This is a genomic window from Bradyrhizobium sp. DOA1 (assembly GCF_001593325.1).
Classification (GTDB): Bacteria; Pseudomonadota; Alphaproteobacteria; order Rhizobiales; family Xanthobacteraceae; genus Bradyrhizobium.
Genome location: NZ_JXJM01000001.1, coordinates 827,560 through 850,140, shown reverse-complemented (window position 1 = coordinate 850,140; position 22,581 = coordinate 827,560). Strand labels below are relative to the sequence as shown.

The window sequence follows — 22,581 nt, the reverse complement described above, 5'->3', positions numbered from 1 at the left end:
GGACGCGCCGCAAGGCGCGGGGGCCCGGAATCCATTTTGCGACGGTGTCTGCGGATGAATGGATTCCGCGTTCGCGCTGACGCGCGCCCCGGAATGACACCTAGGCAACAAGCCCCTTCATCGGCCGTGCTGCGGCGCTGTCCGGAAACACCGCCTCCGCGAGCACGCGATCGGACAGGCCGAACTGGTCCTGCAGCACGCCCTTGACGACGGAGCGCAGATCGGTGGTCGGCTTGAGGTCGCGGCCTTCATGGAGGTTGGCGAGCTTGAGGCCCGGCCAGTCCGCGATGATGCGGCCGCCCTTCACGGCGCCGCCGGCGAGCAGCGCGATCGTTCCGGTGCCGTGATCGGTGCCGTCGGTGCCGTTGATGCGCGCGGTGCGGCCGAACTCGGTGACGACCACGACGACGCTATCGCGCCAGCGCGGGCCGAGCCCGCTTTCGAATTCGGCCAGCGCACCGTCGAGACCGCCGAGCAGGAAGGCGAGACGCCCAACGGGACCGCCTTCGTTGGCATGCGTGTCCCAGCCGTCGAAGGCGAGCGCGGCAATGCGCGGGCCGTCATCGGCTGCCATCAGCTTGGCGGCGCCGCGCGCGACCTGGCGCATCTGCGCGGCCTGATTGCCGCCCCTCGGCTTCATGTCGTCACCACCAGCAACCTTGTCGAGCCGAAGGCCCTGGGACAAGGCCGCGGCCAGCGCGGGATCGCGATGACGGTAGAGCTCGACGAGGCGCATCGCGGTGTCCTCGTCGGCCTGCGGCAGCGCGACCGGCGCCCAGCCGACGGTCGGCGCATTGCCGCGCAGCACCAGCGGCGTGGTCGGTCCGACCGCAAGACCGCTCGACACACGCTCGCCGCGCGGCAGCGTCTCGAACGCGCGGTTGAGCCAGCCGGACTGCACGCGCCCGGGCCCGGCATAGCCGCTTTCGAGCACGTCCTGGCCGTCGAAATGCGAGCGGTCGCGATAGGGCGTGGCCACGGCGTGGATGACCGCGGCGTGCTTGTCGCGGTACATACGCGCAAATTCCGGCATCGCCGGATGCAGCGCAAAGAACGAGTCGAGCATGATCGCGGGATGGGCACCATCTGCCGTGAGTGCGATCGAGCCGTGAAGGCCCGCATAATCGGGATCGCCGAGCGGCGCGACCGTCGCAAGACCGTCGAGTGCGCCGCGCAGGATCACCACGACCAGTCGCGGATCGCGCCCGTCCGCCGCGCGCGCGAATTTCGGCAAATAGGCCCAGGCCGCGAACGAGGCGCCGCCGAGCAGGAGGCCGCGCCGCGAGGTGAGGAGCCGGTTCTCGACGCAGTCGATCATCGTCATCTCCGCTGCATTTCCGGGGACATCAACAACAGCGCCAGGGCCTGCTGCCGCGATTCGGCGCGCTCCACCGTCCGCCGCGTTTCGATGGAGGCGGCATCCGCCGCTGCGAACTCCAGGAGATCGAGCGGATCGATATTGCTGCCGAGCCGGGCGCCGATTTGCGCAGCAATGTCGAGCCTGAGCTTCATGCCCTCGGGCGCAGCCCAGGCGGCATTGGTGTCGGGAAAGCCGTTGGGCCCGGCCGGCGACCATAGCGGCTGCCCGAGCAGGTTGAGGCCGTTGAGATAGCGGCTCGGATCCTCCGGCACGCGCGCGAGCAGCCGGCCGCTCGCGACCAGGAATTCGTAAGGCGAGCGCATCTTGGTCAACGGTGCTTTCCACGCTTCGTCGGAATCGACCAGCGCGGTCGCCATCGCCTTGAGATCGCCGTCGGTCCTGACGAAGACGTCGCGCAGACGGGCGACGAGCGAAGGCGGCGGATCGTCGGCGACGAAGTGACGAACGAATTTGGTGGCGATGAAATTCGCCGTCGCGGGATGGCGCGCGATGTCGGCGAGCGCAGCCTCGCCCTGTGCGAGGCCGGTCGGCTCATAGGTCTTGCCGAGCAGGATCTGCGGCCCCGGCTGGTGCGCATTGGCGTTGAACACGAAGGAGCCGGGTGGGCCAAGCTGACCCTGCCGTCCCGCAAAAGTCCAGCCGGTGATGATGCGCGCGAGCGAGGTGACGTCGTCCTGCGTGTAGCCGCCGCCGACGCCGAGCGTATGCAGCTCCATGATCTCGCGGGCGAGATTCTCGTTCAGCCCGCGCTTGCGGTTTTGTCCCGCGCGCGAGTCGGGACCGAGCGATTGCTGGTTGTCGAGGAAGAACAGCATCGCAGGATGCTGCTCCACCGCCTTCAACATGTCAGCGAAGCGGCCGAGCACATGCGGCCGGATCGCCTCGCGCTCGAATGCGCCGGCCCAGATCCGCGCCAGCTCGCCCTTGCTGGCGGAGATGCAGAAATGGTTGGACCAGAACACGACCAGCCGCTCGGTGAAGCCGCACTCGGCCAGCGTCGCGCGCTGCAGTCGCGCCAGCGCCTCGGCGCGAAAGGTCTTTTGGATGACGTTGAGCGGCTGCGGCGCGGGCCTGGCGGGCTGCGGCGCAGTCACGTTGGGCTGCATGGTCTCGGGCTTGACCGTGGTCGCGGCAGGCTTGGCATCAGCCATCTGGCCGGTGATCTCCGCCGCTGCGTTCAGCGAGAGATTGCGGCGCAAGGCGGGCTTCTGATCGGCAGGCGCCTGCGCCGGCGTCTCAGCGGGAGCGGCGGCCTTGGCGGTTTCCTTGGCAGCCTCGCGCGCCTGCCTGACCTGATCCTGATAGGCGAACACCGCCTGACCCAGCTGCGGTGTCGATTGCAGGCCGGGCGCTTCCAGCAGCAGGCCGCTCGGACGCGCGAGCTCCGCCTTCACGAAACCGCGCGGATCGGAGGCCGCATTGATGAGATCGCCGGAGGCGCCGCCGCGCGCGCCCAAGCCGAAGCGGTTGAGCGCAACGAGGGCAGCTTGCGAATCGCGGGCCATCGATCTGTCCTTCGCGCGTTGGAGCCGCTTTCCTGATGCCTGCGCAGCGCCTAATATACCGCAGCGACAAATGAACCCGACATGAAAATGACGGCGAAGCTTCGGCGTAAATGATGACAATCGCGAAACAATCCTCGCTGCCGGAACCCCGCCGTCTCACCTGCTCCCGCTGCGGCACCGAATTCGGCTGCGACCTCTCGGGCACGTGCTGGTGCGCGGAGGAGACGGCAAAACTGCCGATGCCGATGAAGGGCGAGGATTGCCTGTGCCGGGACTGCTTGCGGAAGGCGGCGGCGGAGCGTTAGGCCGGAAACAGCGTGGCCTATACCTCATGCCCCGGCGATGTCCGCGCCATGCCGTCGAATGCATCGAGCAGCTTTTCGCGCCACGCATAGATCGGGTCATCCGCTTCGAGCAGCTTGAACGGGCTCACCACGCGCGCCCATTGGAAGCCGCCGAACACGATGTAGTCGGCGTAGTTCGGCGTGGCGCCGCCGAGATAGGGCTGCTTCTTCAACGTCTGCCGTATCACTTCCAGCGACTTGCGGAAAGCGACCACGCCGCTGTCGCGGCCTGCCATGACCTGTTCCAAGCTCTTGCCGCCGAAGCGCGCCTCGCGCGACTTTCGGAAATAGGCGGCGTCGGCCTCGGCGAGATTGTTCGGGATGTCGGCCACTATGAGCGGAAAGATGCCGCCGACGATGGCGATGTCGCCGAATGCGTTGATCATGCGCGCCATGGCGCGGCCGCCCTCACCCCCGAACAGCGACGGTCGATCCGGGAAATTGTCTTCGAGATAGGCCGCGATCGTCCAGGAATCGACCACGGGCTTGTCGTGATGCAGCAGCACAGGGACTTTCTCGGAGCCGTGCGGGGCAAGCGCGCTCTTCTCGGTGAAGCGCCAGGGCAGCGATTGCGCCGACAGCACCTTATGCGCGAGCGCCATCCGCGTGCGCCAGCAATACGGGCTGAACGGGCGCGCGGCGTCGGTGCCGACGAGTTCGTAGAGCTTGAGTGACATTGGCTGGCAGCCTCCTCTTGCTCCGTCATTGCGAGGAGCTCTTGCGACGAAGCAATCCAGACTGCCGCCGCGGAGACATTCTGGATTGCTTCGCTAGCGCTCGCAATGACGTTGTGGCGGCAGGCCTGACTCAACGCCCATTGGTCCGCAAAAACCACTCGCCGTCCTTCGTCACCGCGATCATCAGCCCCACCCCCGCAATCGTCTCGCGCGCAACGTAGCCGCGATCCGCAGCGTCCTCCCAGATGGTGAGGCGCGGGCACGAGGTCTTCCAGGTCGCGACCACCTCGGCATAGGCGCGCGGCTCGCGCGCGACCCATTCGACGAAGTCCAGCACCAGCGGATCGGCCGTCTCCCTCATGGCAAACCTCCCTGGTCGAAGGCGGCCAGAACCGGCGCGCGAAGCAGCAGCCAGCCGCCATAGGCGATGTAGTAGCAGGCGATGGTGGTGATCAGCTTGTTCGACCAGGCCACGAATTGCTGATCAGTCATGGCTTCCAGGATGCGCCGCGCCAGCGTGGTGCCGAGCATCGAGGCGAGAATGGCCACGCCGGCGAGCACGGGATCGAGGCTCGCCGCCTGGTCGATGATGCCGCCGAAATAGACGAGCTTGGTGAAATGGCTGACGAGCTGGCACATCGCTTTCGTCGCGACCTTCTCGCGCCGACCGAAATCGCCGCCGAGGAAGAAAGTATCGAGCAGCGGACCGGAGACGCCGGTCATCAGCATCAGGCCCATGCAGATCGTGCCATAGACCGTACCTTGCCAGAGGCGATCAGGATCCGGCTTGATGTTGGTGGGCAGCAGCCGCGCCATGAACGGGGTGACGCCGAGCAGCAGCAGCGCCATCGGCTTGTCCGGCACGTAGCGGGTCAGAGACCACGCCGCGAGTGCGATGGCAGCGCCGACCATATAGTTCGCGACCGGTCGCCAGCGGATATGCGCGCGCCACAGGAACGCACGCCAGCCGTTCGAGGCCATCTGCGTGATCGCATGCAGCACCATCGCGGTCGGCAGCGGCATCAGGGCCAGGAGCACGCCGATCAGGATCAGCCCGCCCGCCATGCCGAACAGTCCCGACAGGAACGCGGTGGCGACCATCAGCAATCCGAGGGCAGCGATCATGATGGGCGTCACGACGGGGTCTCCTGTCGGCGATTGTCGGAGGTGAACCTGCCTTGCTTGCTCTGCCTTCGCAAACTGAGTTATCTTGCCCTTGGCATCAGCTTTCCTGAGGGTACTGAATAGGGGACTTGCATTTGCGGCGGCTGCTGTTTCTCAACGGCATCAAGGCATTCGAGGCGGCAGCGCGGACGGGCAGCTTTGCTGCGGCCGGGCTCGAGCTCAACGTGTCGGCCGCCGCGGTCAGCCGCATGGTGCATCTGCTCGAGCAGCGGCTCGGCCTCGCGCTGTTCGAGCGAAAGGCCAACCGCCTGGTGCTGACGCAGGCCGGCCGCGCCTATCAGAGCGGGCTGACGCCGATCTTCGATGCGCTGGCGAGCCTCACCGCGCAGGTGACAGCGCCCTCCAGCGTGCGCGTGCTGACCATCGGTGTCGGCCACACCTTCGCGATGCGCTGGCTGATCCCGCGCCTGTCGGAGTTTCGCAGCGAGGAGCCCGACATCGAGGTGCGTTTCACCACCGGCGGCGCCTCGGTGCCGTTCGGCGAGGACTGGAGCTGCGGCATCAAGCTCGGCACCGGCGACTGGCCCGGTCTCGTTGCCGAGCCGCTGTTCGCGGGCGATCTCACGCCGGTCTGCGTGCCGCGCCTTGCGAGCGGATTGAAGCGGCCTGCGGATCTCAGGGGACCGAGCCTGATCCGCGTCGCGCATTCGCCGGAGGACTGGCCGATCTGGCTCAAGGCCGCAAGCCTCGCCCGCATCAACGCGCGCGGGCCCGAGTTCCAGTTCTACGGCCAGGCGCTGCAGGCTGCCGCCGACGGGCTCGGCATCGCCATGGGCATCCGGCCCTACATCGACGACGATCTCGCCGCCGGCCGGCTGGTCGCGCCGTTCGATCTCTCGGTGCCCAAGGGCATGCGCTGGTATCTGCTCTATCGCGGCTTCCAGACCGAGCAGCGCGACTTTGCCGCGTTTCGCCGCTGGATCATGCGCGCGGCATCGGAACCTGCTGCCCGGCCGGTGAAGCGGATCGGCCGCACCGCCGCGCGGAACTGACCTGTCACCCGATCGGGTGAAAAAGCCGGCCACTTGTGAACCGCTTCACATGCTGAAGGCCGCAAATGTGGTCCCCTGACCCTCCGAAAAGAAAAGTGGGACCGACAAGAATGACGACAATCTACGACGGCTTTGACATCGAATCCTTCGAAGCTGGCAAAGGCCTTTGGCATGCCCGCATCCGGCGTGCGGATTTCAGCCCGGTGGCCATCGACGGCGTGCTGTTTCCAGCCATGGAGGTCGGCTTCGCCTGGCCCGATCGCGACGCCGCGATTGCCGACGCCAAGCACCACATCGATCGCTTCCGCCGGCGGGCCGAGGGCGACGACGAATAGGCGAACGGACGGCCAACAGACCAAGACGGGGCGGCGCGAGGGGGGAACCGGTCATGTCAATCATCGAAATCGACGGAGCGCGGCCGCGGATCTATAGCCGCGCCGTGCTGTCCAACTGCCCGGAATGCGACGGCGATCTCACGGTGCTCCGCGTCATCGGCGGTCGCGCCGGATGCGAGTATTGGACCATGCGCTGCACCGATTGCGGCGGCATCCATCTCGACATCCTCGAGCCGAATATGACGGCCGAGGACGGTGAGGGTCCGTCGCCGGCGGCGTGAGCTCGGGGGCTGCTGCCAACCTGCTGTCAGCAGCCTGCATGACGATGGGCATTCGCCCTTTATTGAGGGGCGGACTCGTCCCATATTCGCCTCATGGCGAAGAAACCTGCATCCTCCGAAAAATCCGGCAAATCCCCGAAGACCAAGGCTCCGAACTCGAAGGCGCATCGCCCCGACGTGCAGCCGATCGGGCCGGCGCTGGCCGAGTTGCTCAATCCCGCCATCAATCGCGGCGATGCGGGCCTGGGATCGGGCACCGGCCTGCAGCCGCCGCCGGACAATTCGCGCGATCGTCGCTCCGGGGGCGAAGCTGCCGCACACCGCGCGCGCGCCTCGACGCCGAAGGAGTTTCCGCAGGATGCCACGCGGCCGATGCCGCTGCGGCCCAATCCGCAGCCGCCGGGCGCGCGCCAATCCTCTGAGCTGACCGGATTGGAAGAGGTACCGCAGGCCAATCACGGAACTGCGGCCACGATCCCGAAGCTCGATCCGGAACTGGCGCGGCAGCTCGGGCTGCCAACCGAGGAGGACGACGCCGAAGCGCTGGCGCGGCCGCCGCGCTCCAAAATGGAGGCGCTCGGCGTCAAGGCCACCGCGGATGCGCTGGAGGCGTTGATCCGCGAGGGGCGCCCCGAGTTCCGCAAGGACGACGGCTCCACGCGGGTGTGGACGCCGCACCGGCCGCCGCGCCCGGAAAAGTCCGAAGGCGGCGTGCGCTTTGAGATCAAGTCGGCCTACGAGCCCAAGGGCGACCAGCCGACCGCGATTGCCGAGCTGGTCGAGGGCATCAATCGCAACGACCGTTCGCAGGTGCTGCTCGGCGTCACCGGCTCGGGCAAGACCTACACCATGGCCAAGGTGATCGAGGCGACGCAGCGCCCCGCTCTCATCCTGGCGCCGAACAAGACGCTGGCCGCCCAGCTCTATGGAGAGTTCAAGAACTTCTTCCCCGACAATGCGGTCGAGTATTTCGTCTCGTACTACGACTACTACCAGCCGGAAGCGTATGTCCCGCGCACGGACACGTACATCGAAAAGGATTCGTCCATCAACGAGCAGATCGACCGTATGCGCCACTCGGCGACGCGCGCGCTGCTGGAGCGCGACGACGTCATCATCGTGGCGTCGGTGTCCTGCATCTACGGTATCGGCTCGGTCGAAACCTATACCGCGATGACCTTCGCGCTGAAGAAGGGCGAGCGCATCGACCAGCGCCAGCTCATCGCCGACCTGGTCGCGCTCCAGTACAAGCGCACCCAGGCCGATTTCACCCGCGGCACATTTCGCGTGCGCGGCGACGTCATCGACATCTTCCCGGCGCACTATGAGGACCGCGCCTGGCGCGTGAATCTGTTCGGCGACACCGTGGAGAATATCGAGGAGTTCGATCCGCTCACCGGGCACAAGCAGGACGAGCTTGAATTCATCAAGATCTACGCCAATTCGCACTATGTGACGCCGCGCCCGACCTTGGTGCAGGCGATCAAGTCGATCAAGTTCGAATTGAAGCAGCGGCTCGACCAGCTGCACAACCAGGGCCGCCTGCTCGAAGCGCAGCGGCTGGAGCAGCGCACCACCTTCGACCTCGAGATGATGGAGGCGACGGGAAGCTGCGCCGGCATCGAGAACTATTCGCGCTATCTCACGGGACGCCGTCCCGGCGAACCGCCGCCGACGCTGTTCGAATACGTCCCCGACAACGCGCTGATCTTCGCCGACGAAAGCCACGTCACCATCCCGCAGATCGGCGCCATGTTCCGCGGCGACTTCCGCCGCAAGGCGACGCTCGCCGAATACGGCTTCCGCCTGCCCTCCTGCATGGACAACCGCCCCTTGCGCTTCGAGGAGTGGGACATGATGCGGCCGCAGACCGTCGCGGTGTCGGCGACGCCGAGCGGCTGGGAGCTGAACGAGAGCGGCGGCGTGTTCGTCGAGCAGGTCATTCGCCCGACCGGGCTGATCGATCCGCCCGTCGACATCCGCCCCGCCCGCACGCAAGTCGACGATCTGGTCGGCGAGGTGCGCGCCACCGCGCAGGCCGGCTATCGCTCGCTGATCACGGTTCTGACAAAACGCATGGCGGAGGACCTCACCGAATATCTGCATGAGCAGGGCATTCGCGTGCGCTACATGCACAGCGATATCGACACCATCGAGCGCATCGAGATCATCCGGGACTTGCGCCTCGGCGCCTTCGACGCGCTGGTTGGCATTAACCTCTTGCGCGAAGGCCTCGACATTCCCGAATGTGCGTTGGTTGCCATCCTCGACGCCGACAAGGAAGGCTTTTTGCGCAGCGAGACCTCGCTGATCCAGACCATCGGCCGCGCCGCGCGCAACGTCGACGGCAAGGTGATCCTCTATGCCGACCAGATGACGGGGTCGATGGAGCGCGCCATCGCCGAGACCAACCGCCGCCGCGAGAAGCAGGTGGAATACAACACCGCCAACGGCATCACGCCGGAGAGCGTGAAGAAGCAGATCGGCGACATCCTCAACTCCGTCTACGAGCGCGACCACGTGCTGATCGAGGTCGGCGGCCACGACATGACGGACGACGTCATCTCGATCGGCCACAATTTCGAAGCCGTGCTCGCCGATCTCGAAACCCGCATGCGCGAGGCCGCCGCCGACCTGAACTTCGAGGAAGCCGCCCGCCTCCGCGACGAGGTCAAGCGCCTGCGCGCGACCGAGCTCGCGGTGGTCGACGACCCCACCGCCAAGCAGCGCACCGTGCAGGGCAAGGCCGGCGCCTATGCCGGCACGAAGAAATACGGCGATGCCGCCAACCTGCCGGTCAGCGCGATGAAGAAGAAAACCGTCAGCTCTGCGCTGAAGGCGAGCGGTGGCGGCGGCGGCGGCAGTGGCTCAAAGGTGCACAAGCCGCATCTCGACGAGATGCACGGCCCGGAATCCCTGCCCTACCGCGAGACCCGCGCGCTGCCGGCAAAGCCGTTCGGCAGCACGAGCCGCATCATCCAGCCGACGGACTCACGGCAGTCGGGCCCGGAGTTCGGGCCCGCGCCGAAGTCGACGGGCGGGGCGCCTGGGCGACGGGGTGGGTGGAAGAAGAGGTAGGGAAGCACTACCGCTTCATCACTGCCGTTCGTGGTTATGGATTCCGGGCTCGCCGCTCCGCGGCGCCCCGGAATGACGTGGAGAGAGGCCCCTCACCCCACGCTCGCCGTCACCACCGCCATCACCGACAGCAGCAGCACGATCGTTACCAGTTGCAGCGAGGCGACGGGGTGGGTGCGCCAGGCCGTGATCTTGTCGGAGAACGAGAGATGGGCCTCGAAGAATTTCGGCTCGTAGACCGTCTTGAACAAGGTGGGGAAGCTCGGGCCCAGGGTCACCGCGAGCAGCGCGTGGGTGAACGAAGCGATTGCGACGAAGATGGCGACGCCGGGGTCGCCGGAGAGGTCGCGGTCGCCGCAGAGCTTGAGCAGGAAGGCGGCGAGGGCGAAGGTCGGGAAGCTTTGGAGGGCCGCGGTCAGCGCGAGGCCTTCGAGCGCGTTGTGCAGGCGTGACTTTCTCGCGGTGGCGATAGCGGCCATGGCACGTCTCCCTGATGACTTCGGGATGACGTTAGCTGCGCCTGGACGGGCGTGATGTGAGATGCGTCACGCGGCGGCTTCGCCGGTCCACGCATGCGGGGACAGGCCGGAGCAGAACGCCGGGTTGGGCTCACAAGAGCTGGCCACGTGGTCATTGCGAGCGGAGCGAAGCAATCCAGGCTGTCTCCGCGGGAAGACTCTGGATTGCTTGTCGCAAGGGCTCGTCGCAAGGATGCATTGCGATAGCGGCGCAAGCGAGCATGTGCGGTTCCATTCGCGGGCATTGCGCTCGTCCATGTGCGGTTGCGCGCCATGCCGCCGAGGACGGCATGAATTCTTGCAGCGCGACTGCACCACAACCCATGATCGCATTGCCATGAACCTGGCTCTGCGCTCGCGCGTCAAAACCACTGCAACATCCCTGTGATCTCGAGGATTGGCGATGCGCGGGATCGTGCGTAAGCGTTGCGCAACGCCACGGGGCCGACGAGGACGGGCGGAATGACGGTGGAGAAGCTTAATCGCCAGCGTGTCGTGCATCTGCTCGATGCCTTCGCACGCGGTGACATCGAGGCGGCGCTGGCGTGCTGCACCGACGACGTCGACTTCCTCACCCATGCGCCGATCGACGTGCTGCCGCACATGGTGCCGCGCCACGGCAAGGAAGAGCTGAGCGAACTCTGGCAGACGATCTGGTCGCGCTATTCGGAAGTTCGCTACAAGGCGCCCGTGATCGTCGCCGAGGGCGACGAGGTCGCGACCTACATGCACACCTATTTCCGGAAGCGCAGCAACGACCGCGTCGTGCAGTTCGACATGGCGGTGTTCTACAGCTTCCGCGGCGGGCTGGTGGCGCAGATCCGCGAGATCATCGATTCCTACGATCTGGTGCAACAGGTGCTGGAGCGCGAGATCGGGCCGCTGATCGTGGGGACGGGGGTGGATAGGGGGTAGGTCGCGGCTCGGCTTACGGTTCCATGCGCCCAGCCGGACCGGCAAACTACGGGGTTCTGTTGCAAATCTCACAAAATGCACGCATTTGTGCATTGCGAAAACGTGAATTGCGTTTTGGCGAAAACCCCGTATTTATTCGTGTACAAATGAGTTGAGCGCCCCGGCACCTTTCTGTGCATGGGGTTGTTTTCCGTTTTTCTTGCAAGCCAGCTTCAGGACTACGCCAAATGACAGAGCACAGCCTCTGGCGTTTCTCGCGCGCGTTGCACCGTGCGATCAACGACCAGGAGTTCGGCGATATCGAGGCCCTGATCGACGAGGACGTCGAATGGGCGCTCTATGGCCCGATCGACATGTTTCCGTTCCTCGGCGCACGAAACGGCAAGGACGCCGTGCTCGACGTCATCTGCCAGCTGGCCGACAATTTCCACGTCCGCCGCTTCGACCGCGAGAGCATCATGCTCGGCGTCGATTCCGCCGCCTCGATGCTGCGCTATTCGCTGACGGCGCTGGATTCCAACAAGCCGATCAGCCTGCGCGTCGCGCAGTTCGCCCAGTTCAGGGCGGGCAAGCTCGTCAGCATGCGCGTGCTGATCGACACTTTTGACCTGGTCGAGCAGGCACTCGGCCGCGCCATTCATCTGCCGAAGATGACGCGCGCCGGCTAAAGCATGATCCGGAAAAGCGCGAAGCGGTTTTCCCAAAAAGATCATACGCAAACGACAACCTGAAGCGCGATGGATGATCATCGTGCTTCAGGGGGGACGCCAACGGGTCCTGCTCTCCGGGACCGATGACGAAACTGACATGACGCTCCTGGCCTCCAGCCCCGCCGGATGCGGCCGTGTCAGCAGCTCGTCATCGGGCGCGCGCTTTTCGCGCGGCCCGTTGGTTCGCCATTCGCGGCAAGCCGTCACAATTTCGCGACGATGGACCCGCATGTCTCGCGACGGAATGGTGCATGGCCGGAGCTCGATATATATTGTCGATGGGCATGTGCCGGGGGGTTGCGGGCAGGACGATGGAATTCTCGACAGGGTTTGGCTGGACCAGGCTGCCAGTGCTGGCGGCTGCCTTCATCTTGGGCTCGGTGCTGACGGTCTCGGCGCAGATCATTCCGCCCTTCTCCCAACCCGCGGCTGCGCCTGAGGACGAGGCCGAGACAGAGGCCGTCGCGGAGGCTCCCAGCGCTAATGACCCAGACGTGCTCAAGGGCATCGACGTCGACAAGCTCGACTGGAGCCAGCTCGCAGTCGATGCCGGGACCGGCATCGACCCCATGGTTGCCAAGAAGCGCGCCCAGGCCGCCGCCAAGGACGGCTTGGATTGGTCGTCGAACGCCAATGCCAACGGCTCCTCCGCGGTGACGGTGAAGCAGTCCGTGTTCTCGTTTTGGGACACGCGGATCGGCGCCGACATGACGGTGACGAACGAGCCGAGGACGATGTCCGAGCTGCTGGCGCAGAAGGCCAGCAATGGCGGCAACCTGCCGCAATCCTCCGGCAGCGCCTGGGCAACGGCGACCGCGCCGGGCGCGGGCGTGATCTGGGACAAGACGGCAGTGGAGGCCCGGCTCGATCCCGGCTCCGAGCAGAGCAAGATCGGGGCCTCGCTGACCAAATCCGTGCCGCTGTCCGGCGACACGTCGCTGACGCTCCAGAACGGCTACAGCGTCAACCAGCACGGCACCACGGCGGTCCCCGGCATCGGCGGCCACATCACCCGCAACTACGAGACCGACCAGACCGCCAAGGTCACGCTCACCGACACCGGTACCAGCATCACGGCCGGCCAGACGTTGTCGACCACTGACGACAAATGGCTGCGCAAGTTCGGCGCCGAACAGAAGCTGTTCGACAACGTCACGGTCTCCGGCTCGGTCGGCGAGACCTCACAAGGCGCGATCAACAAGAGCGTGACGGCGGGTTTCAAGAAGAGCTGGTAGGGGCGAGTCCCCTGCTCTCCCCTCATCGGAGAGGGCGCTCCGCAGGAGTGCGTCTCGAAGGATAAAGGCCCCGCTGGCCGACCTGGGCGCTTCATGGTTCGAGACGCGCTTCGCGCTCCTCACCATGAGGAACCCAAAGGTCCGTCGCCGCAGACCCCGTTCACACTCTGCTAACCCTACGCCACGGCAAAACCCCCGAATGGTCCGCCCTTGCCGCATCTCGGCCCATTTGCGGTCAAAATCGGACGCACAGATGCGGTCTGCCTCACAGACGTCGTCGTGCGGGGGACACTCGCGCTGCGCTCAACGCGAACAGGGGAATAACGATGAACGCCATGCGTCCCGAAAAGGCCGAAGGCACCGAGACCGAGACGGTCGACACCAACCTTGCCGCCGTGACCGAGGTCGAAGCCGGCATCCGCGATTTCGTCCGTAACGACATCGCCTATCTGCGCCGTCCGGCCGCGACCACCACCGACGCACCGCCGCTCGACCCGAGCGCGGAAGCGACCGTCAACAACGTCAACTCGCTGATCCAGCGCGTCGCCGGCACCTCGCTCGCCGAGATCGAGAATCTGATCTCCGAGCTCGAGAGCCTCCGCGACCTGCTCCATGCCGAAGGCCAGCGCGTCCAGCGCGAGATCTCCGGCTACGCCCAGCTCAGCCAGGCCGCGATGAAGTCGACCCGCATGATCGCCGACAACGTCGCGCAGTGGAAGCGCGCCGCCGACGGCCTGCGCAACAGCTAATCGGTCAAACCGCATCACCGGCCGCCGCGTTCCGCAAGGGGCGCGGCGGTTTTGATTCGTGGAACAAGCTAGGCTCGCGTCCTTGCCATTGGAGGTGTCATCACCCGCGAAAGCGAGTGATCCAGTACTCCGAGACGGCAGTGATTGAGCCGAGATGCGGCGGCGTACTGGATGCCCCGGTCAAGCCGAGGCATGACAGCGGTGAGTGCGGCGCCAAGGCTTTGAACCCTCCGTCCCATACCAGCGACCAATGCCAAGCGCCCGTGGCCTTAGCGGCCGGGCCTTGGGGACAAGCTCATGGAAAGCATTCGGCCCGACAACTCGGACCCTATCGCACTGCGGCCCGCGCCGAATCAGCTCGGCACGATCACACTGCGCTTTGTCGGATTGCTGGCAGTTGCGATCGCCGTCTTGGCGTTCGTCTACAGCCGCTGAGGCGGGGCCGGGTGCGGCCCCGAATAGTTAACGAAATATTACTCGGAGACTTCGACGCTAGAAGCTTCCAGGGTGTAGGCGCCATCGGCATAGCCCTTCACCACCATGCCAGCGACGAGCATCACGGCCAGCGTCGCAGTCGCGAAGATGAAACCAACGAATTTGAGTGCGCCGCGATCTGCCATGGTCCTCGTCCCCTGTCTCTGCCCAATTGGTTTCAAATAGACAGCGACAGGTTCATAATTAGTTAGCACCTCACTGGTTCCGCCAAACTGCTTCGCGGTAACCAGCTTTGCGCGGCTTATGACAGCCGCCCAGAATCGCGTCCATAGCGCGGGTGCAACACTCGCGCCTTCATTTCGACCATTCATCTTGGAACAGATCTAACCGCCGTTCCGCATCGGCACGAAGGCCGAGGCGGTGATGGAATAGACTTCCTCGCCGCGCTGGTTGGTGCCGGTGGTACGGGCCGTCAAAATGCCCCAGCCGGGACGCGAGGCTGAAATGCGCTTGTCGATGACGACGTTGACATAGGAGACCGTGTCGCCGGCGAGCACCGGCTTGATCCAGCGCAGGTCGCGAAAACCCGGCGACGGGCCCCACACCGCAACCTCCTCGCCGCGCGAGGCGGCTTCGCGCGCTAGGCGCTGGCCATCGGCGACAAGCAGGCTCATGCAGGCTGAGCCGACGTGCCAGCCGGAGGCAGCTAACCCGCCGAACAGCGAGTTCTTGCCCTCCTCCTCATCGAGGTGAAAGCGCTGCGGATCGAACTTGGCGGCGAACGTCTTGATCTTTTCCGCGGTGAACGTGTAGGCGCCGATCTCGCGGCGCTGGCCGATATCGATGTCCTCGAAGAACCGCATCAGACCGCCCCCTCGCGCCGCTTGATCAGGATCGGCGAGGTCATCTCCGCGAGAGCTTCACCCCTGGCGTTGCGCACGGTGCATTTGAACTTGACGATGCCGAGCTCGGGGCGGCTCTTCGAGGCGCGCGCCTCCACGACGTCGACATCGAGCATGAGGTCGTCGCCCGGCCGGAGCGGAGACAACCAGCGCACCTCGTCGACGCCGGGCGAGCCGAGCGAGGCGGCGCGGGTGATGAAGCCGTCGGCCATCATCCGCATCATCAGCGAGCACAGGTGCCAGCCGGAGCCGGACAGGCCGCGCAGCATGCTTGTCGCCGCGGCCTCTTCGTCGAGGTGCATCGGCTGCGGATCGAACTCGGCGGCAAAGGCCAGAATCTCGTCGCGGGTGACGTGGCGCGGGCCGAACGTTCCGAACCGGCCGGGCGGGAAATCTTCGAAGGTCAGGGTCATCTTGGGATGGGTTGGTGGAAATGACAGATTGTGGCCGCACTTTGCGGCAATCTCAACCCGCCGGCCCGCATGGCTCGTGCTACATTCGACGCGGCGGCGTGGTCTTTGAGTCGGATCAGCCCGGGGTCGCGATCCGCGGTCCGATTTGAAATCCCGATTTGCCTGGGGAGAGCGATGTTTTCATTCAGCGATCTGTTTCAGTGGGACCGGTTCATCACCCCCACGATCATCAAGACCTTCTACTGGCTGGTGATTGCGCTGATCTGCCTGTTCGGCCTCTCCGGCGTCTTCTCCGGCCTTGCTGCGATGGCGATCAGCCCGTTCGGCGGCTTCCTGGTGCTGCTGTCGTCGATCGCCAGCGTCGTCGTCGGCATCGTGTTCTCGCGCATCGTCGCGGAACTGATCCTGATCGTCTTCCGCATCAACGAACATCTCGGCGCGATCCGCGATCAGGGCGGCGGGATGCGATGAGGCTTGTCTCGTAGGGTGGGTTAGGCGAAGCCGTAACCCACCTTTTCTGTTTCTGCAGATCGAGACAATGGTGGGTTATGCCGAGCAGATGCGCTTCGCGCATATGCTCGTCTAACCCACCCTACGGCACCGATGCTGATGCTTACGTATTGAACCTGAAATGCATCACGTCGCCGTCGGCGACGACGTATTCCTTGCCTTCGAGCCGGAGCTTGCCGGCGTCGCGCGCGCCGGCTTCGCCGCCGAGCGCAACGTAGTCCTCATACGCGATGGTCTCCGCGCGGATGAAGCCCTTCTCGAAATCGGTGTGGATCACGCCGGCCGCGCCAGGGGCCTTGGTGCCGCGATAGATGGTCCAGGCGCGCGCTTCCTTCGGCCCGACGGTGAAATAGGTGATGAGGTCGAGCAGCGTGTAGCCCGCGCGGATCAGGCGGTCGAGGCCGGCTTCTTCGAGGCCCAGCGTCTCCAGGAAGTCGGCGCGCTCCTCGCGCGAGATGGTCGCGATCTCGGACTCGATCTTGGCGGAGATGACGACGGCGACGGCGCCTTCCTTGGCAGCCTGCTCCTGCACCGCCTGGGAGAACGCGTTGCCCGTCGCAGCCGAGCCTTCCTCGACGTTGCAGACGTAGAGCACCGGCTTCGACGACAGCAAGCCAAGCATGGAGAAGGCGCGCTCCTCCTCGGCTTTGCGCTCGACGAGGCGGGCGGGCTTGCCGTCACGGAGCAGCACCAGGGTGCGGTTGACGAGGTCGAGCTGCTCCTTGGCGTCCTTGTCGTTGCCCTTGGCCTTCTTGGTGAGATTGTCGACGCGCTTCTCCAGGCTGTCGAGGTCGGCCAGCATCAGCTCGGTCTCGATGGTCTCGATGTCGGCGAGCGGGGCGATCTTGCCCTCGACATGGGTGATGTCCGAATCCTCGAAGCAGCGCACGACATGCGCGATGGCGTCGACCTCGCGGATGTTGGCGAGGAACTGGTTGCCGAGACCTTCGCCCTTGGAAGCCCCGCGCACGAGGCCGGCGATGTCGACGAAGGTCAACCGGGTCGGAATGATCTGCGCCGACTTGGCGATCGCCGAGAGCTTGTCGAGCCGCGGATCGGGCACGGCGACCTCGCCGACATTCGGCTCGATGGTGCAGAACGGATAGTTCGCGGCCTGCGCCGCGGCTGTCTCGGTCAGCGCATTGAACAAGGTCGACTTGCCGACATTGGGCAACCCGACAATCCCGCATTTGAATCCCATAGATCCTGGCCTCCGCGCTCCGCGCGTAAATGTATTCCGGATTCGTCATGCGCGGGCTTGACCCGCGCATCCATCGTCTTCGAAGGATGGATCGCCGGATCAGGTCCGGCGATGACAAGTGTCATTCCTTGCCGTTCTCGTCCTTGGTCAAAAATCCCTTCGCCTGCATGGCAAGATGCACCCTGTTGGCGAAGGTCGCGTCCGTGCCCTTGGCGATCAGTGCCGCGTGCTCGGCCACCGCATCGCAGAGCGTCGCCACCCAATCATTGTCGGCCTTGGCGAAGTCCGACAGCACGTGGCCGTGCACCAATTCCTTGACGCCGGGATGACCGATGCCGAGCCTGACACGGCGATAGTCGTTGCCGATATGGGCCGAGATCGAGCGCAGGCCGTTGTGGCCGGCGATGCCGCCGCCGATCTTCACCCGCACCTTGCCCGGCGGCAGTTCGAGCTCGTCGTGGAAAGCGGTGACGTCACCCGGCGCGATCTTGAAGAAGCTTGCGGCCTCCTGCACGGCGCGGCCGGACTCGTTCATGTAGGTCGTGGGCTTGAGCAAGATCACGCGCTCAGTGCCGAGCGTGCCTTCCGCAGTCTCGCCCTGAAAACGACGGCGCCATGGTGCGAAACCATGACGCCGCGCGATCTCCTCGACGGCCATGAAGCCGATATTGTGCCGGTTACGTGCGTATTTCGCGCCGGGATTGCCGAGCCCAACAAAGAGTCGCATGACGCGGCGCGCCCCTCGCTCGGCGTGCGATCAAGGACCGCGCGCCAGCTTTGAGAGATTACTTCTTCTTGTCGCCGGCCGGAGCCTTGGCAGCCGCCGCCGGAGCAGCAGCGCCCGCAGCCGGAGCCGCCGCAGCAGGAGCTGCAGCACCCGCAGCCGGAGCCGCGCCACCAGCAGCCGCCGCAGCCGCGGCCTTCTGCTCTTCGGCGTAGCCTGAGGGCGGCACGATGGTGACGAGGGTCGCGTCCTCGCGGGTCAGCGCCTTCACGCCAGCCGGCAGCTTGACGTCCGCCAGATGCAGCGAGTGACCGATTTCCAGCGAACCGACGTCGGCCTCGATGTATTGCGGGATGCTCTCGACACCGCATTCGAGCTCGATGGCGTGGGCGACGATGTTGACGGTGCCGCCGCGCTTCACGCCCGGGGACGTTTCCGCCTTCACCACGTGCAGGGGCACGCTGATGCGGATGGTGGCGCCTTCGCCGAGCCGCATGAAGTCGACATGGATCGGGAAGTCCTTGACCGGATCGAGGTGATAGTCGCGCGGAATCACGCGGTGCTTCTTGCCCTCGAGCTCGATGTCGACCAGCGTGGTCAGGAACCGGCCGGCGAGGATGCGCTGGCGCAGCTCACGATCCTCGATCGAGATCGTGACGGGGGGCTGGTTGTTGCCGTAGATCACTCCGGGCACTCTGCCGGCGCGACGCTCAGCCCGGGCGGCCCCCTTGCCGCTCTTCGGACGTGCGGTCGCCTTCAATTCCTTGACGGTCGTCGCCATGTCGTTAAGTCCTTGTTTTTGCAAAAGTTAATGGGCCGCAGCGCGGCCCATGGCATCATCCGCAGCAAGCCTCCAGGGGTGCGGGGGCCGCAGACGTGGCGGGCTTTTACCCGGAAGATGCGGAAATGACAAGGAGAATGGGCCCCTGTCATGCCCGGGCTTGACCCGCCTGCGCGGCCGAAGCCGCTTCGGCGAGGCGAAGGCCGGGGCATCCATCAGGCAGAACGGCACGTTTCGAAGGGGATGGATGGCCGGGGCACGCCCGACTATGACGAGTTGGCGAGACCACGCGCCCTTATGTCAGGGCGTCGGCGCGCCGCCGAGCTTCGCCTCCAGCGCGGCGATCCGCGCCTTCAGGGTTTCATTCTCCTCGCGGGCGAGGCGGGCCATGTCCTTGACCGCCTCGAACTCCTCGCGCTTGACCAGATCCATGTCGCGCAGGAATTTTTCCGCCTGGGTGCGCATCACCGTGTCGAACTCGCGCTTGACGCCCTGGGCGGCACCGGCGGCATCGTTCATCAGGCGGCCGATCTCGTCGAAAAACCGGTTGTTGGTCTGGGTCATTTCGGTCTCCTGGCGGGCTTCCGATAAACTTTGCGCGAACGCTCGAAAAGACAATGGCAATCCGCATCGGGCGGTTCAAGAGCGAAGCGGCGGTATCCTTGTCACGCCCCGGTTTCCTTGCAATCGTATTCAACGTCCCTGCATAAGAGGAATCACAGGGCGTCGGCTGGCGCGCAATCGCCGAATCTCGCGCCGCAATCTGATTCAGACATAGAAGGCGCGATGCCCTTTCTTCTCATCGACTTTCCTGCCTTCAAGCCCATCGCGCTCGAGATCGGTCCTTTCGCGATCCGCTGGTACGCGCTGGCCTATATCTGCGGCATCGTGTTCGGCTGGCTCTATGCGCGCTCGCTCCTGAAGAAGGAGCGCCTGTGGGGCGGCCCCGCGCCGATGTCGCTGGTGCAGATCGACGACTTCATCCTCTGGGTCACGCTCGGCATCATCCTGGGCGGCCGCACCGGCTATGTGCTGTTCTACAACCTGCCCTTCTTCATCGAGCATCCCGCCGCGATGTTCAAATTGTGGGAGGGCGGCATGTCGTTCCACGGCGGCTTCCTCGGCTGTGTCGTCGCGGTGATGTGGTTTGCCTATCGCAACGGCATCTCGATCCTGTCGCTGGGCGACATCACCACCGCGGTCGCGCCGATCGGGTTGCTGCTCGGCCGCATCGCCAATTTCATCAATGGCGAATTGTGGGGCCGCGCCACCGATGCGAGCCTGCCCTGGGCGATGATCTTTCCCAACGACCCCACACATCTGCCGCGCCATCCGAGCCAGCTTTACCAGGCCGGCATGGAGGGCCTCCTCCTCTTCACCGTGCTTGCGATCATGATCCGCTTCGGCGCCTTGAAACGGCCCGGCATGATCCTCGGCGCCTTCATCCTGGTCTATGGCCTGGCCCGCATCGCCGGCGAGCATTTCCGCGAGCCGGACGCGCAGCTCGGATTCCTCTGGGGCGGATTAACCATGGGCATGCTGTTGTCGATCCCGATGCTTATCGTAGGCCTCATACTTATTGTATGGGCTGTCAGGCGCGGTGCGCCGAAGCCGATCGAGGCCGTCAGTTAATTTCATCTCGAGAAGATAGACCGTGAGCGACCAGCCGCTACTCAACGAGATCAAGGCGCTGATCAAATCTTCAGGCCCGATGCCGGTCTGGCGGTACATGGAACTGTGCCTGATGCATCCGCGCTACGGCTATTACGTCTCGCGCGATCCGCTCGGGCGCGAGGGCGACTTCACCACCGCGCCCGAGGTCAGCCAGATGTTCGGCGAACTACTGGGGTTGTGGACCGCCTCAGTCTGGAAGCAGATGGGCTCGCCGCAATTCCTGCGGCTGATCGAGCTCGGTCCCGGCCGCGGCACCATGATGGCCGATGCGCTGCGCGCCTTGCGCGTGCTGCCGCCACTCTATCAGGCGCTTCACATCCACTTGGTGGAGGTCAACCCGGTGCTGCGCGAGCGGCAGAGCGCGACGCTGGCGAACGTGCGCAACATCGCCTGGCACGACAGCATCGACGAGGTGCCGGAAGGACCGAGCATCATCCTCGCCAACGAATATTTCGACGTGCTGCCGATCCACCAGATGGTTCGACTCGAGGACGGCTGGCACGAGCGCGTGATCGAGATCGATCCCAACGGCAAGCTTCAGTTCGGCACGGCGCCCGAGCCGACGCCGCGCTTCGACGTGCTGCTGCCGCCCTTGGTGCGCGCCGCCCCGATCGGCGCCGTGTTCGAATGGCGGCCCGACGGCGAGATCATGAAGCTTGCAACGCGCGTGCGTGACCAGGATGGCGCAGCGCTGATCATTGACTACGGCCATCTGCGCAGCGATGCCGGCGACACCTTCCAGGCGATCGCGCGCCACACCTTCACCGATCCGCTCAAGGCGCCCGGCCAAGCCGACGTCACCGCCCATGTCGATTTCCAGGCGCTGGCGCGCGCGGCGGAGGATGTCGGCGCCCGCGTGCACGGCCCGGTGACGCAAGGCGACTTCCTCAAGCGCGTCGGCATCGACACCCGCGCGGCGGCCTTGATGCAGAAGGCAACGCCTGAAGTCGCCACCGACATCTCAGTGGCGCTCAAGCGCCTGACCGATACGGGGCGCAGCGGCATGGGCTCGATGTTCAAGGTGATCGGCATCTCCGAGCCGCGGCTGACGGGTCTTGCCGGCCTCAGCGATCTCGAACAGGCCGGAGACAATTGATGACCCTCACTTCGTCGCTGCTGTCGGCCGTGCCCGGCCTGCGCCATGCCTTCTTCACTCGCGAGGGCGGTGTCTCCAGCGGTATTTATGCCGCGCTGAACGGCGGGCTCGGCTCCAACGACGACCAGGCTCTCGTCGCGGAGAATCGCCGCCGCATGGCCGAGCATGTCGGCGTCGCGCCGGAGCGCTTCCTCAGCCTGCACCAAATCCATTCGCCCGACGTGCGCGTCGCCGAAACTCCCTGGCCGAGCGGGCCGCGGCCAAAGGGCGATGCGCTGGTGACAAGGACACCCGGCATCGCGCTCGGCGTCTCCACCGCCGATTGCGGACCGGTGCTGTTCGTCGATCCCAATGCGGGCGTGATCGGCGGCGCGCATGCCGGCTGGAAGGGCGCGCTGACCGGCGTGCTGGAAGCAACGATCGCTGCGATGGAGAAGCTCGGTGCCACCCGCGGCGGCATCATCGCCGCGATCGGCCCGCTGATCCGGCAGGAGAGCTACGAGGTCGGCAACGAGTTCGTCACGCGCTTCATCGAAGCGGATGCGGAGAATGCCGTGTTCTTCATCCCGTCGGTGCGCGAGGGTCATGCGATGTTCGATCTCGCCGGCTTCATCCGCAAGCGGCTCGAAGCCGCCGGCATCCTGATGATCGACGATCTCGGCCTCGATACTTATGCGGACGAACGCTTCTTCAGCTATCGCCGCTCGGTGCATCGCAAGGAGCCGGATTACGGCCGCCACATTCACGCGATCGCACTCGAAGCGTGAGATCTCGTGCCCCGGACGCGGCGAGCACGCAAGTGATGCGCCGTTGAGCCGGGGCCCATGTCTCTTCAATCTCGATCTCGGCGGCCATCTGGGTCCGGCTCAGCGCAGCGGCACTGCGCGCCGCAGCGCGTCCCGGGACACGCACCGTCGCCTTGAAGGCTGCGCGGTCGAAG

The 22,581-nt window shown here is 65.4% G+C and carries 27 protein-coding genes; 14 read left to right on the top strand and 13 right to left on the bottom strand.

Annotation, left to right across the window (positions count from 1 at the left end):
• Positions 1–100: 100 nt before the first annotated feature.
• Together SE91_RS03985 and SE91_RS03980 are read right to left on the bottom strand one after the other, a co-directional pair.
• Positions 101–1,324, bottom strand: coding sequence for a DUF1501 domain-containing protein (locus SE91_RS03985; protein WP_061846658.1), 1,224 nt, complete (start codon positions 1,322–1,324; stop codon positions 101–103).
• Positions 1,321–2,886 carry a DUF1800 domain-containing protein gene (locus tag SE91_RS03980; protein WP_061846657.1) on the bottom strand — a complete coding sequence of 522 codons (1,566 nt, stop codon included), beginning with the start codon at positions 2,884–2,886 and terminating at the stop codon, positions 1,321–1,323. The genes SE91_RS03985 and SE91_RS03980 overlap by 4 nt, the downstream gene beginning before the upstream one ends.
• 113 nt (positions 2,887–2,999) lie before the next feature.
• Here SE91_RS03980 and SE91_RS37455 point away from each other — a divergent pair, with 113 nt between their 5' ends.
• Positions 3,000–3,191 (top strand): cysteine-rich CWC family protein, encoded by a 192-nt coding sequence (locus SE91_RS37455; protein ID WP_060737524.1) that lies wholly within the window; start codon positions 3,000–3,002, stop codon positions 3,189–3,191.
• A 17-nt stretch (positions 3,192–3,208) separates the two neighbouring features.
• Here SE91_RS37455 and SE91_RS03970 read toward each other — a convergent pair whose 3' ends face one another.
• From SE91_RS03970 to SE91_RS03960, 3 genes are all read right to left on the bottom strand, one after another.
• Positions 3,209–3,907, bottom strand: coding sequence for a glutathione S-transferase family protein (locus tag SE91_RS03970; RefSeq protein ID WP_061846656.1), 699 nt, complete (start codon positions 3,905–3,907; stop codon positions 3,209–3,211).
• Positions 3,908–4,037: 130 nt separating this feature from the next.
• On the bottom strand, positions 4,038–4,268 hold the full coding sequence (locus tag SE91_RS03965; protein WP_061846655.1) for a hypothetical protein: 231 nt from the start codon (positions 4,266–4,268) through the stop codon (positions 4,038–4,040).
• Positions 4,265–5,044 carry a sulfite exporter TauE/SafE family protein gene (locus SE91_RS03960; RefSeq protein WP_061846654.1) on the bottom strand — a complete coding sequence of 260 codons (780 nt, stop codon included), beginning with the start codon at positions 5,042–5,044 and terminating at the stop codon, positions 4,265–4,267. The genes SE91_RS03965 and SE91_RS03960 overlap by 4 nt, the downstream gene beginning before the upstream one ends.
• Positions 5,045–5,166: 122 nt before the next feature.
• Between SE91_RS03960 and SE91_RS03955 the strand changes: the two genes are divergently transcribed.
• The 4 genes from SE91_RS03955 to uvrB all read left to right on the top strand — a co-directional run bounded on the left by SE91_RS03955 (position 5,167) and on the right by uvrB (position 9,778).
• Positions 5,167–6,084 carry a LysR substrate-binding domain-containing protein gene (locus tag SE91_RS03955; RefSeq protein ID WP_060737523.1) on the top strand — a complete coding sequence of 306 codons (918 nt, stop codon included), beginning with the start codon at positions 5,167–5,169 and terminating at the stop codon, positions 6,082–6,084.
• Positions 6,085–6,194: 110 nt separating this feature from the next.
• Positions 6,195–6,419 (top strand): hypothetical protein, encoded by a 225-nt coding sequence (locus SE91_RS03950; protein ID WP_008544563.1) that lies wholly within the window; start codon positions 6,195–6,197, stop codon positions 6,417–6,419.
• A gap of 53 nt (positions 6,420–6,472) precedes the next feature.
• Positions 6,473–6,700, top strand: a complete 228-nt coding sequence (locus SE91_RS03945; RefSeq protein WP_061846653.1) for a hypothetical protein — start codon at positions 6,473–6,475, stop codon at positions 6,698–6,700.
• Between the two features lie 93 nt (positions 6,701–6,793).
• The gene (uvrB, locus tag SE91_RS03940; RefSeq protein ID WP_082813657.1) at positions 6,794–9,778 is read left to right on the top strand and encodes an excinuclease ABC subunit UvrB; all 2,985 of its coding nucleotides are present in this window, start codon (positions 6,794–6,796) and stop codon (positions 9,776–9,778) included.
• Between the two features lie 92 nt (positions 9,779–9,870).
• On the opposite strand, the gene SE91_RS03935 is transcribed toward uvrB, so the two are convergent.
• Entirely contained in the window at positions 9,871–10,257 is a 387-nt protein-coding gene (locus tag SE91_RS03935; protein ID WP_061846652.1) for a hypothetical protein, read from the bottom strand.
• 501 nt (positions 10,258–10,758) lie between these two features.
• On the opposite strand from SE91_RS03935, the gene SE91_RS03930 reads away from it, so the two are divergent.
• The 5 genes from SE91_RS03930 to SE91_RS36855 all read left to right on the top strand — a co-directional run bounded on the left by SE91_RS03930 (position 10,759) and on the right by SE91_RS36855 (position 14,340).
• Complete coding sequence (locus tag SE91_RS03930) at positions 10,759–11,211, top strand: nuclear transport factor 2 family protein (protein ID WP_061846651.1); 453 nt, start codon at positions 10,759–10,761, stop codon at positions 11,209–11,211.
• A 227-nt stretch (positions 11,212–11,438) separates the two neighbouring features.
• A complete protein-coding gene (locus tag SE91_RS03925) occupies positions 11,439–11,879 on the top strand; it encodes a nuclear transport factor 2 family protein (RefSeq protein WP_061846650.1) in 441 nt (146 codons plus the stop codon).
• A gap of 353 nt (positions 11,880–12,232) precedes the next feature.
• Complete coding sequence (locus tag SE91_RS03920) at positions 12,233–13,156, top strand: hypothetical protein (RefSeq protein ID WP_061846649.1); 924 nt, start codon at positions 12,233–12,235, stop codon at positions 13,154–13,156.
• A gap of 326 nt (positions 13,157–13,482) precedes the next feature.
• Positions 13,483–13,905, top strand: coding sequence for a hypothetical protein (locus SE91_RS03915; RefSeq protein WP_061846648.1), 423 nt, complete (start codon positions 13,483–13,485; stop codon positions 13,903–13,905).
• 297 nt (positions 13,906–14,202) lie between these two features.
• Positions 14,203–14,340, top strand: a complete 138-nt coding sequence (locus tag SE91_RS36855) for a hypothetical protein (RefSeq protein ID WP_167520737.1) — start codon at positions 14,203–14,205, stop codon at positions 14,338–14,340.
• A gap of 38 nt (positions 14,341–14,378) precedes the next feature.
• On the opposite strand, the gene SE91_RS36850 is transcribed toward SE91_RS36855, so the two are convergent.
• The 3 genes from SE91_RS36850 to SE91_RS03905 all read right to left on the bottom strand — a co-directional run bounded on the left by SE91_RS36850 (position 14,379) and on the right by SE91_RS03905 (position 15,655).
• A complete protein-coding gene (locus tag SE91_RS36850) occupies positions 14,379–14,525 on the bottom strand; it encodes a hypothetical protein (protein ID WP_008544517.1) in 147 nt (48 codons plus the stop codon).
• A 198-nt stretch (positions 14,526–14,723) separates the two neighbouring features.
• Positions 14,724–15,203, bottom strand: a complete 480-nt coding sequence (locus SE91_RS03910; RefSeq protein ID WP_061846647.1) for a MaoC family dehydratase — start codon at positions 15,201–15,203, stop codon at positions 14,724–14,726.
• A complete protein-coding gene (locus SE91_RS03905) occupies positions 15,203–15,655 on the bottom strand; it encodes a MaoC family dehydratase (RefSeq protein ID WP_061846646.1) in 453 nt (150 codons plus the stop codon). Before SE91_RS03905 ends, SE91_RS03910 begins: the two co-directional genes overlap by 1 nt.
• Before the next feature lie 174 nt (positions 15,656–15,829).
• Here SE91_RS03905 and SE91_RS03900 point away from each other — a divergent pair, with 174 nt between their 5' ends.
• Positions 15,830–16,126 (top strand): DUF4282 domain-containing protein, encoded by a 297-nt coding sequence (locus tag SE91_RS03900; RefSeq protein WP_008544511.1) that lies wholly within the window; start codon positions 15,830–15,832, stop codon positions 16,124–16,126.
• A 142-nt stretch (positions 16,127–16,268) separates the two neighbouring features.
• Here the strand turns inward: SE91_RS03900 and ychF are convergent, their stop codons facing one another.
• The 4 genes from ychF to SE91_RS03880 all read right to left on the bottom strand — a co-directional run bounded on the left by ychF (position 16,269) and on the right by SE91_RS03880 (position 19,435).
• Positions 16,269–17,366 carry a redox-regulated ATPase YchF gene (ychF, locus tag SE91_RS03895; RefSeq protein WP_061846645.1) on the bottom strand — a complete coding sequence of 366 codons (1,098 nt, stop codon included), beginning with the start codon at positions 17,364–17,366 and terminating at the stop codon, positions 16,269–16,271.
• Between the two features lie 121 nt (positions 17,367–17,487).
• On the bottom strand, positions 17,488–18,093 hold the full coding sequence (pth, locus tag SE91_RS03890) for an aminoacyl-tRNA hydrolase (RefSeq protein ID WP_008544497.1): 606 nt from the start codon (positions 18,091–18,093) through the stop codon (positions 17,488–17,490).
• Positions 18,094–18,151: 58 nt separating this feature from the next.
• A complete protein-coding gene (locus SE91_RS03885) occupies positions 18,152–18,871 on the bottom strand; it encodes a 50S ribosomal protein L25/general stress protein Ctc (protein ID WP_008544496.1) in 720 nt (239 codons plus the stop codon).
• Positions 18,872–19,171: 300 nt separating this feature from the next.
• The gene (locus tag SE91_RS03880) at positions 19,172–19,435 is read right to left on the bottom strand and encodes an accessory factor UbiK family protein (RefSeq protein WP_008544494.1); all 264 of its coding nucleotides are present in this window, start codon (positions 19,433–19,435) and stop codon (positions 19,172–19,174) included.
• Positions 19,436–19,657: 222 nt separating this feature from the next.
• Between SE91_RS03880 and lgt the strand changes: the two genes are divergently transcribed.
• Genes lgt through pgeF form a run of 3 tightly spaced genes read left to right on the top strand, consistent with a single transcriptional unit; the run spans position 19,658 to position 22,408 of the window.
• Positions 19,658–20,503: a prolipoprotein diacylglyceryl transferase gene (gene lgt, locus SE91_RS03875; RefSeq protein WP_061846644.1), complete on the top strand. Its 846-nt coding sequence runs from the start codon at positions 19,658–19,660 to the stop codon at positions 20,501–20,503.
• Positions 20,504–20,525: 22 nt separating this feature from the next.
• Complete coding sequence (locus SE91_RS03870; protein WP_061846643.1) at positions 20,526–21,641, top strand: class I SAM-dependent methyltransferase; 1,116 nt, start codon at positions 20,526–20,528, stop codon at positions 21,639–21,641.
• Positions 21,641–22,408 (top strand): peptidoglycan editing factor PgeF, encoded by a 768-nt coding sequence (gene pgeF, locus SE91_RS03865; RefSeq protein WP_061846642.1) that lies wholly within the window; start codon positions 21,641–21,643, stop codon positions 22,406–22,408. The genes SE91_RS03870 and pgeF overlap by 1 nt, the downstream gene beginning before the upstream one ends.
• The last annotated feature ends 173 nt before the right edge of the window (positions 22,409–22,581 follow it).

What these genes read in the sequence shown, in the direction of transcription:
- SE91_RS03980 (WP_061846657.1), bottom strand. Translation starts at nt 2,886, where the DNA reads ATGGCCCGCGATTCGCAAGCTGCCCTCGTTGCGCTCAACCGCTTCGGC.
- lgt (WP_061846644.1), top strand. Translation starts at nt 19,658, where the DNA reads ATGCCCTTTCTTCTCATCGACTTTCCTGCCTTCAAGCCCATCGCGCTC.
- pth (WP_008544497.1), bottom strand. Translation starts at nt 18,093, where the DNA reads ATGCGACTCTTTGTTGGGCTCGGCAATCCCGGCGCGAAATACGCACGT.
- SE91_RS03950 (WP_008544563.1), top strand. Translation starts at nt 6,195, where the DNA reads ATGACGACAATCTACGACGGCTTTGACATCGAATCCTTCGAAGCTGGC.
- SE91_RS03905 (WP_061846646.1), bottom strand. Translation starts at nt 15,655, where the DNA reads ATGACCCTGACCTTCGAAGATTTCCCGCCCGGCCGGTTCGGAACGTTC.
- SE91_RS03880 (WP_008544494.1), bottom strand. Translation starts at nt 19,435, where the DNA reads ATGACCCAGACCAACAACCGGTTTTTCGACGAGATCGGCCGCCTGATG.
- ychF (WP_061846645.1), bottom strand. Translation starts at nt 17,366, where the DNA reads ATGGGATTCAAATGCGGGATTGTCGGGTTGCCCAATGTCGGCAAGTCG.
- pgeF (WP_061846642.1), top strand. Translation starts at nt 21,641, where the DNA reads ATGACCCTCACTTCGTCGCTGCTGTCGGCCGTGCCCGGCCTGCGCCAT.
- uvrB (WP_082813657.1), top strand. Translation starts at nt 6,794, where the DNA reads ATGGCGAAGAAACCTGCATCCTCCGAAAAATCCGGCAAATCCCCGAAG.
- SE91_RS03915 (WP_061846648.1), top strand. Translation starts at nt 13,483, where the DNA reads ATGAACGCCATGCGTCCCGAAAAGGCCGAAGGCACCGAGACCGAGACG.
- SE91_RS03930 (WP_061846651.1), top strand. Translation starts at nt 10,759, where the DNA reads ATGACGGTGGAGAAGCTTAATCGCCAGCGTGTCGTGCATCTGCTCGAT.
- SE91_RS03920 (WP_061846649.1), top strand. Translation starts at nt 12,233, where the DNA reads ATGGAATTCTCGACAGGGTTTGGCTGGACCAGGCTGCCAGTGCTGGCG.
- SE91_RS03965 (WP_061846655.1), bottom strand. Translation starts at nt 4,268, where the DNA reads ATGAGGGAGACGGCCGATCCGCTGGTGCTGGACTTCGTCGAATGGGTC.
- SE91_RS03970 (WP_061846656.1), bottom strand. Translation starts at nt 3,907, where the DNA reads ATGTCACTCAAGCTCTACGAACTCGTCGGCACCGACGCCGCGCGCCCG.
- SE91_RS03910 (WP_061846647.1), bottom strand. Translation starts at nt 15,203, where the DNA reads ATGCGGTTCTTCGAGGACATCGATATCGGCCAGCGCCGCGAGATCGGC.
- SE91_RS36855 (WP_167520737.1), top strand. Translation starts at nt 14,203, where the DNA reads ATGGAAAGCATTCGGCCCGACAACTCGGACCCTATCGCACTGCGGCCC.
- SE91_RS03945 (WP_061846653.1), top strand. Translation starts at nt 6,473, where the DNA reads ATGTCAATCATCGAAATCGACGGAGCGCGGCCGCGGATCTATAGCCGC.
- SE91_RS36850 (WP_008544517.1), bottom strand. Translation starts at nt 14,525, where the DNA reads ATGGCAGATCGCGGCGCACTCAAATTCGTTGGTTTCATCTTCGCGACT.
- SE91_RS03935 (WP_061846652.1), bottom strand. Translation starts at nt 10,257, where the DNA reads ATGGCCGCTATCGCCACCGCGAGAAAGTCACGCCTGCACAACGCGCTC.
- SE91_RS37455 (WP_060737524.1), top strand. Translation starts at nt 3,000, where the DNA reads ATGACAATCGCGAAACAATCCTCGCTGCCGGAACCCCGCCGTCTCACC.
- SE91_RS03900 (WP_008544511.1), top strand. Translation starts at nt 15,830, where the DNA reads ATGTTTTCATTCAGCGATCTGTTTCAGTGGGACCGGTTCATCACCCCC.
- SE91_RS03885 (WP_008544496.1), bottom strand. Translation starts at nt 18,871, where the DNA reads ATGGCGACGACCGTCAAGGAATTGAAGGCGACCGCACGTCCGAAGAGC.
- SE91_RS03925 (WP_061846650.1), top strand. Translation starts at nt 11,439, where the DNA reads ATGACAGAGCACAGCCTCTGGCGTTTCTCGCGCGCGTTGCACCGTGCG.
- SE91_RS03985 (WP_061846658.1), bottom strand. Translation starts at nt 1,324, where the DNA reads ATGACGATGATCGACTGCGTCGAGAACCGGCTCCTCACCTCGCGGCGC.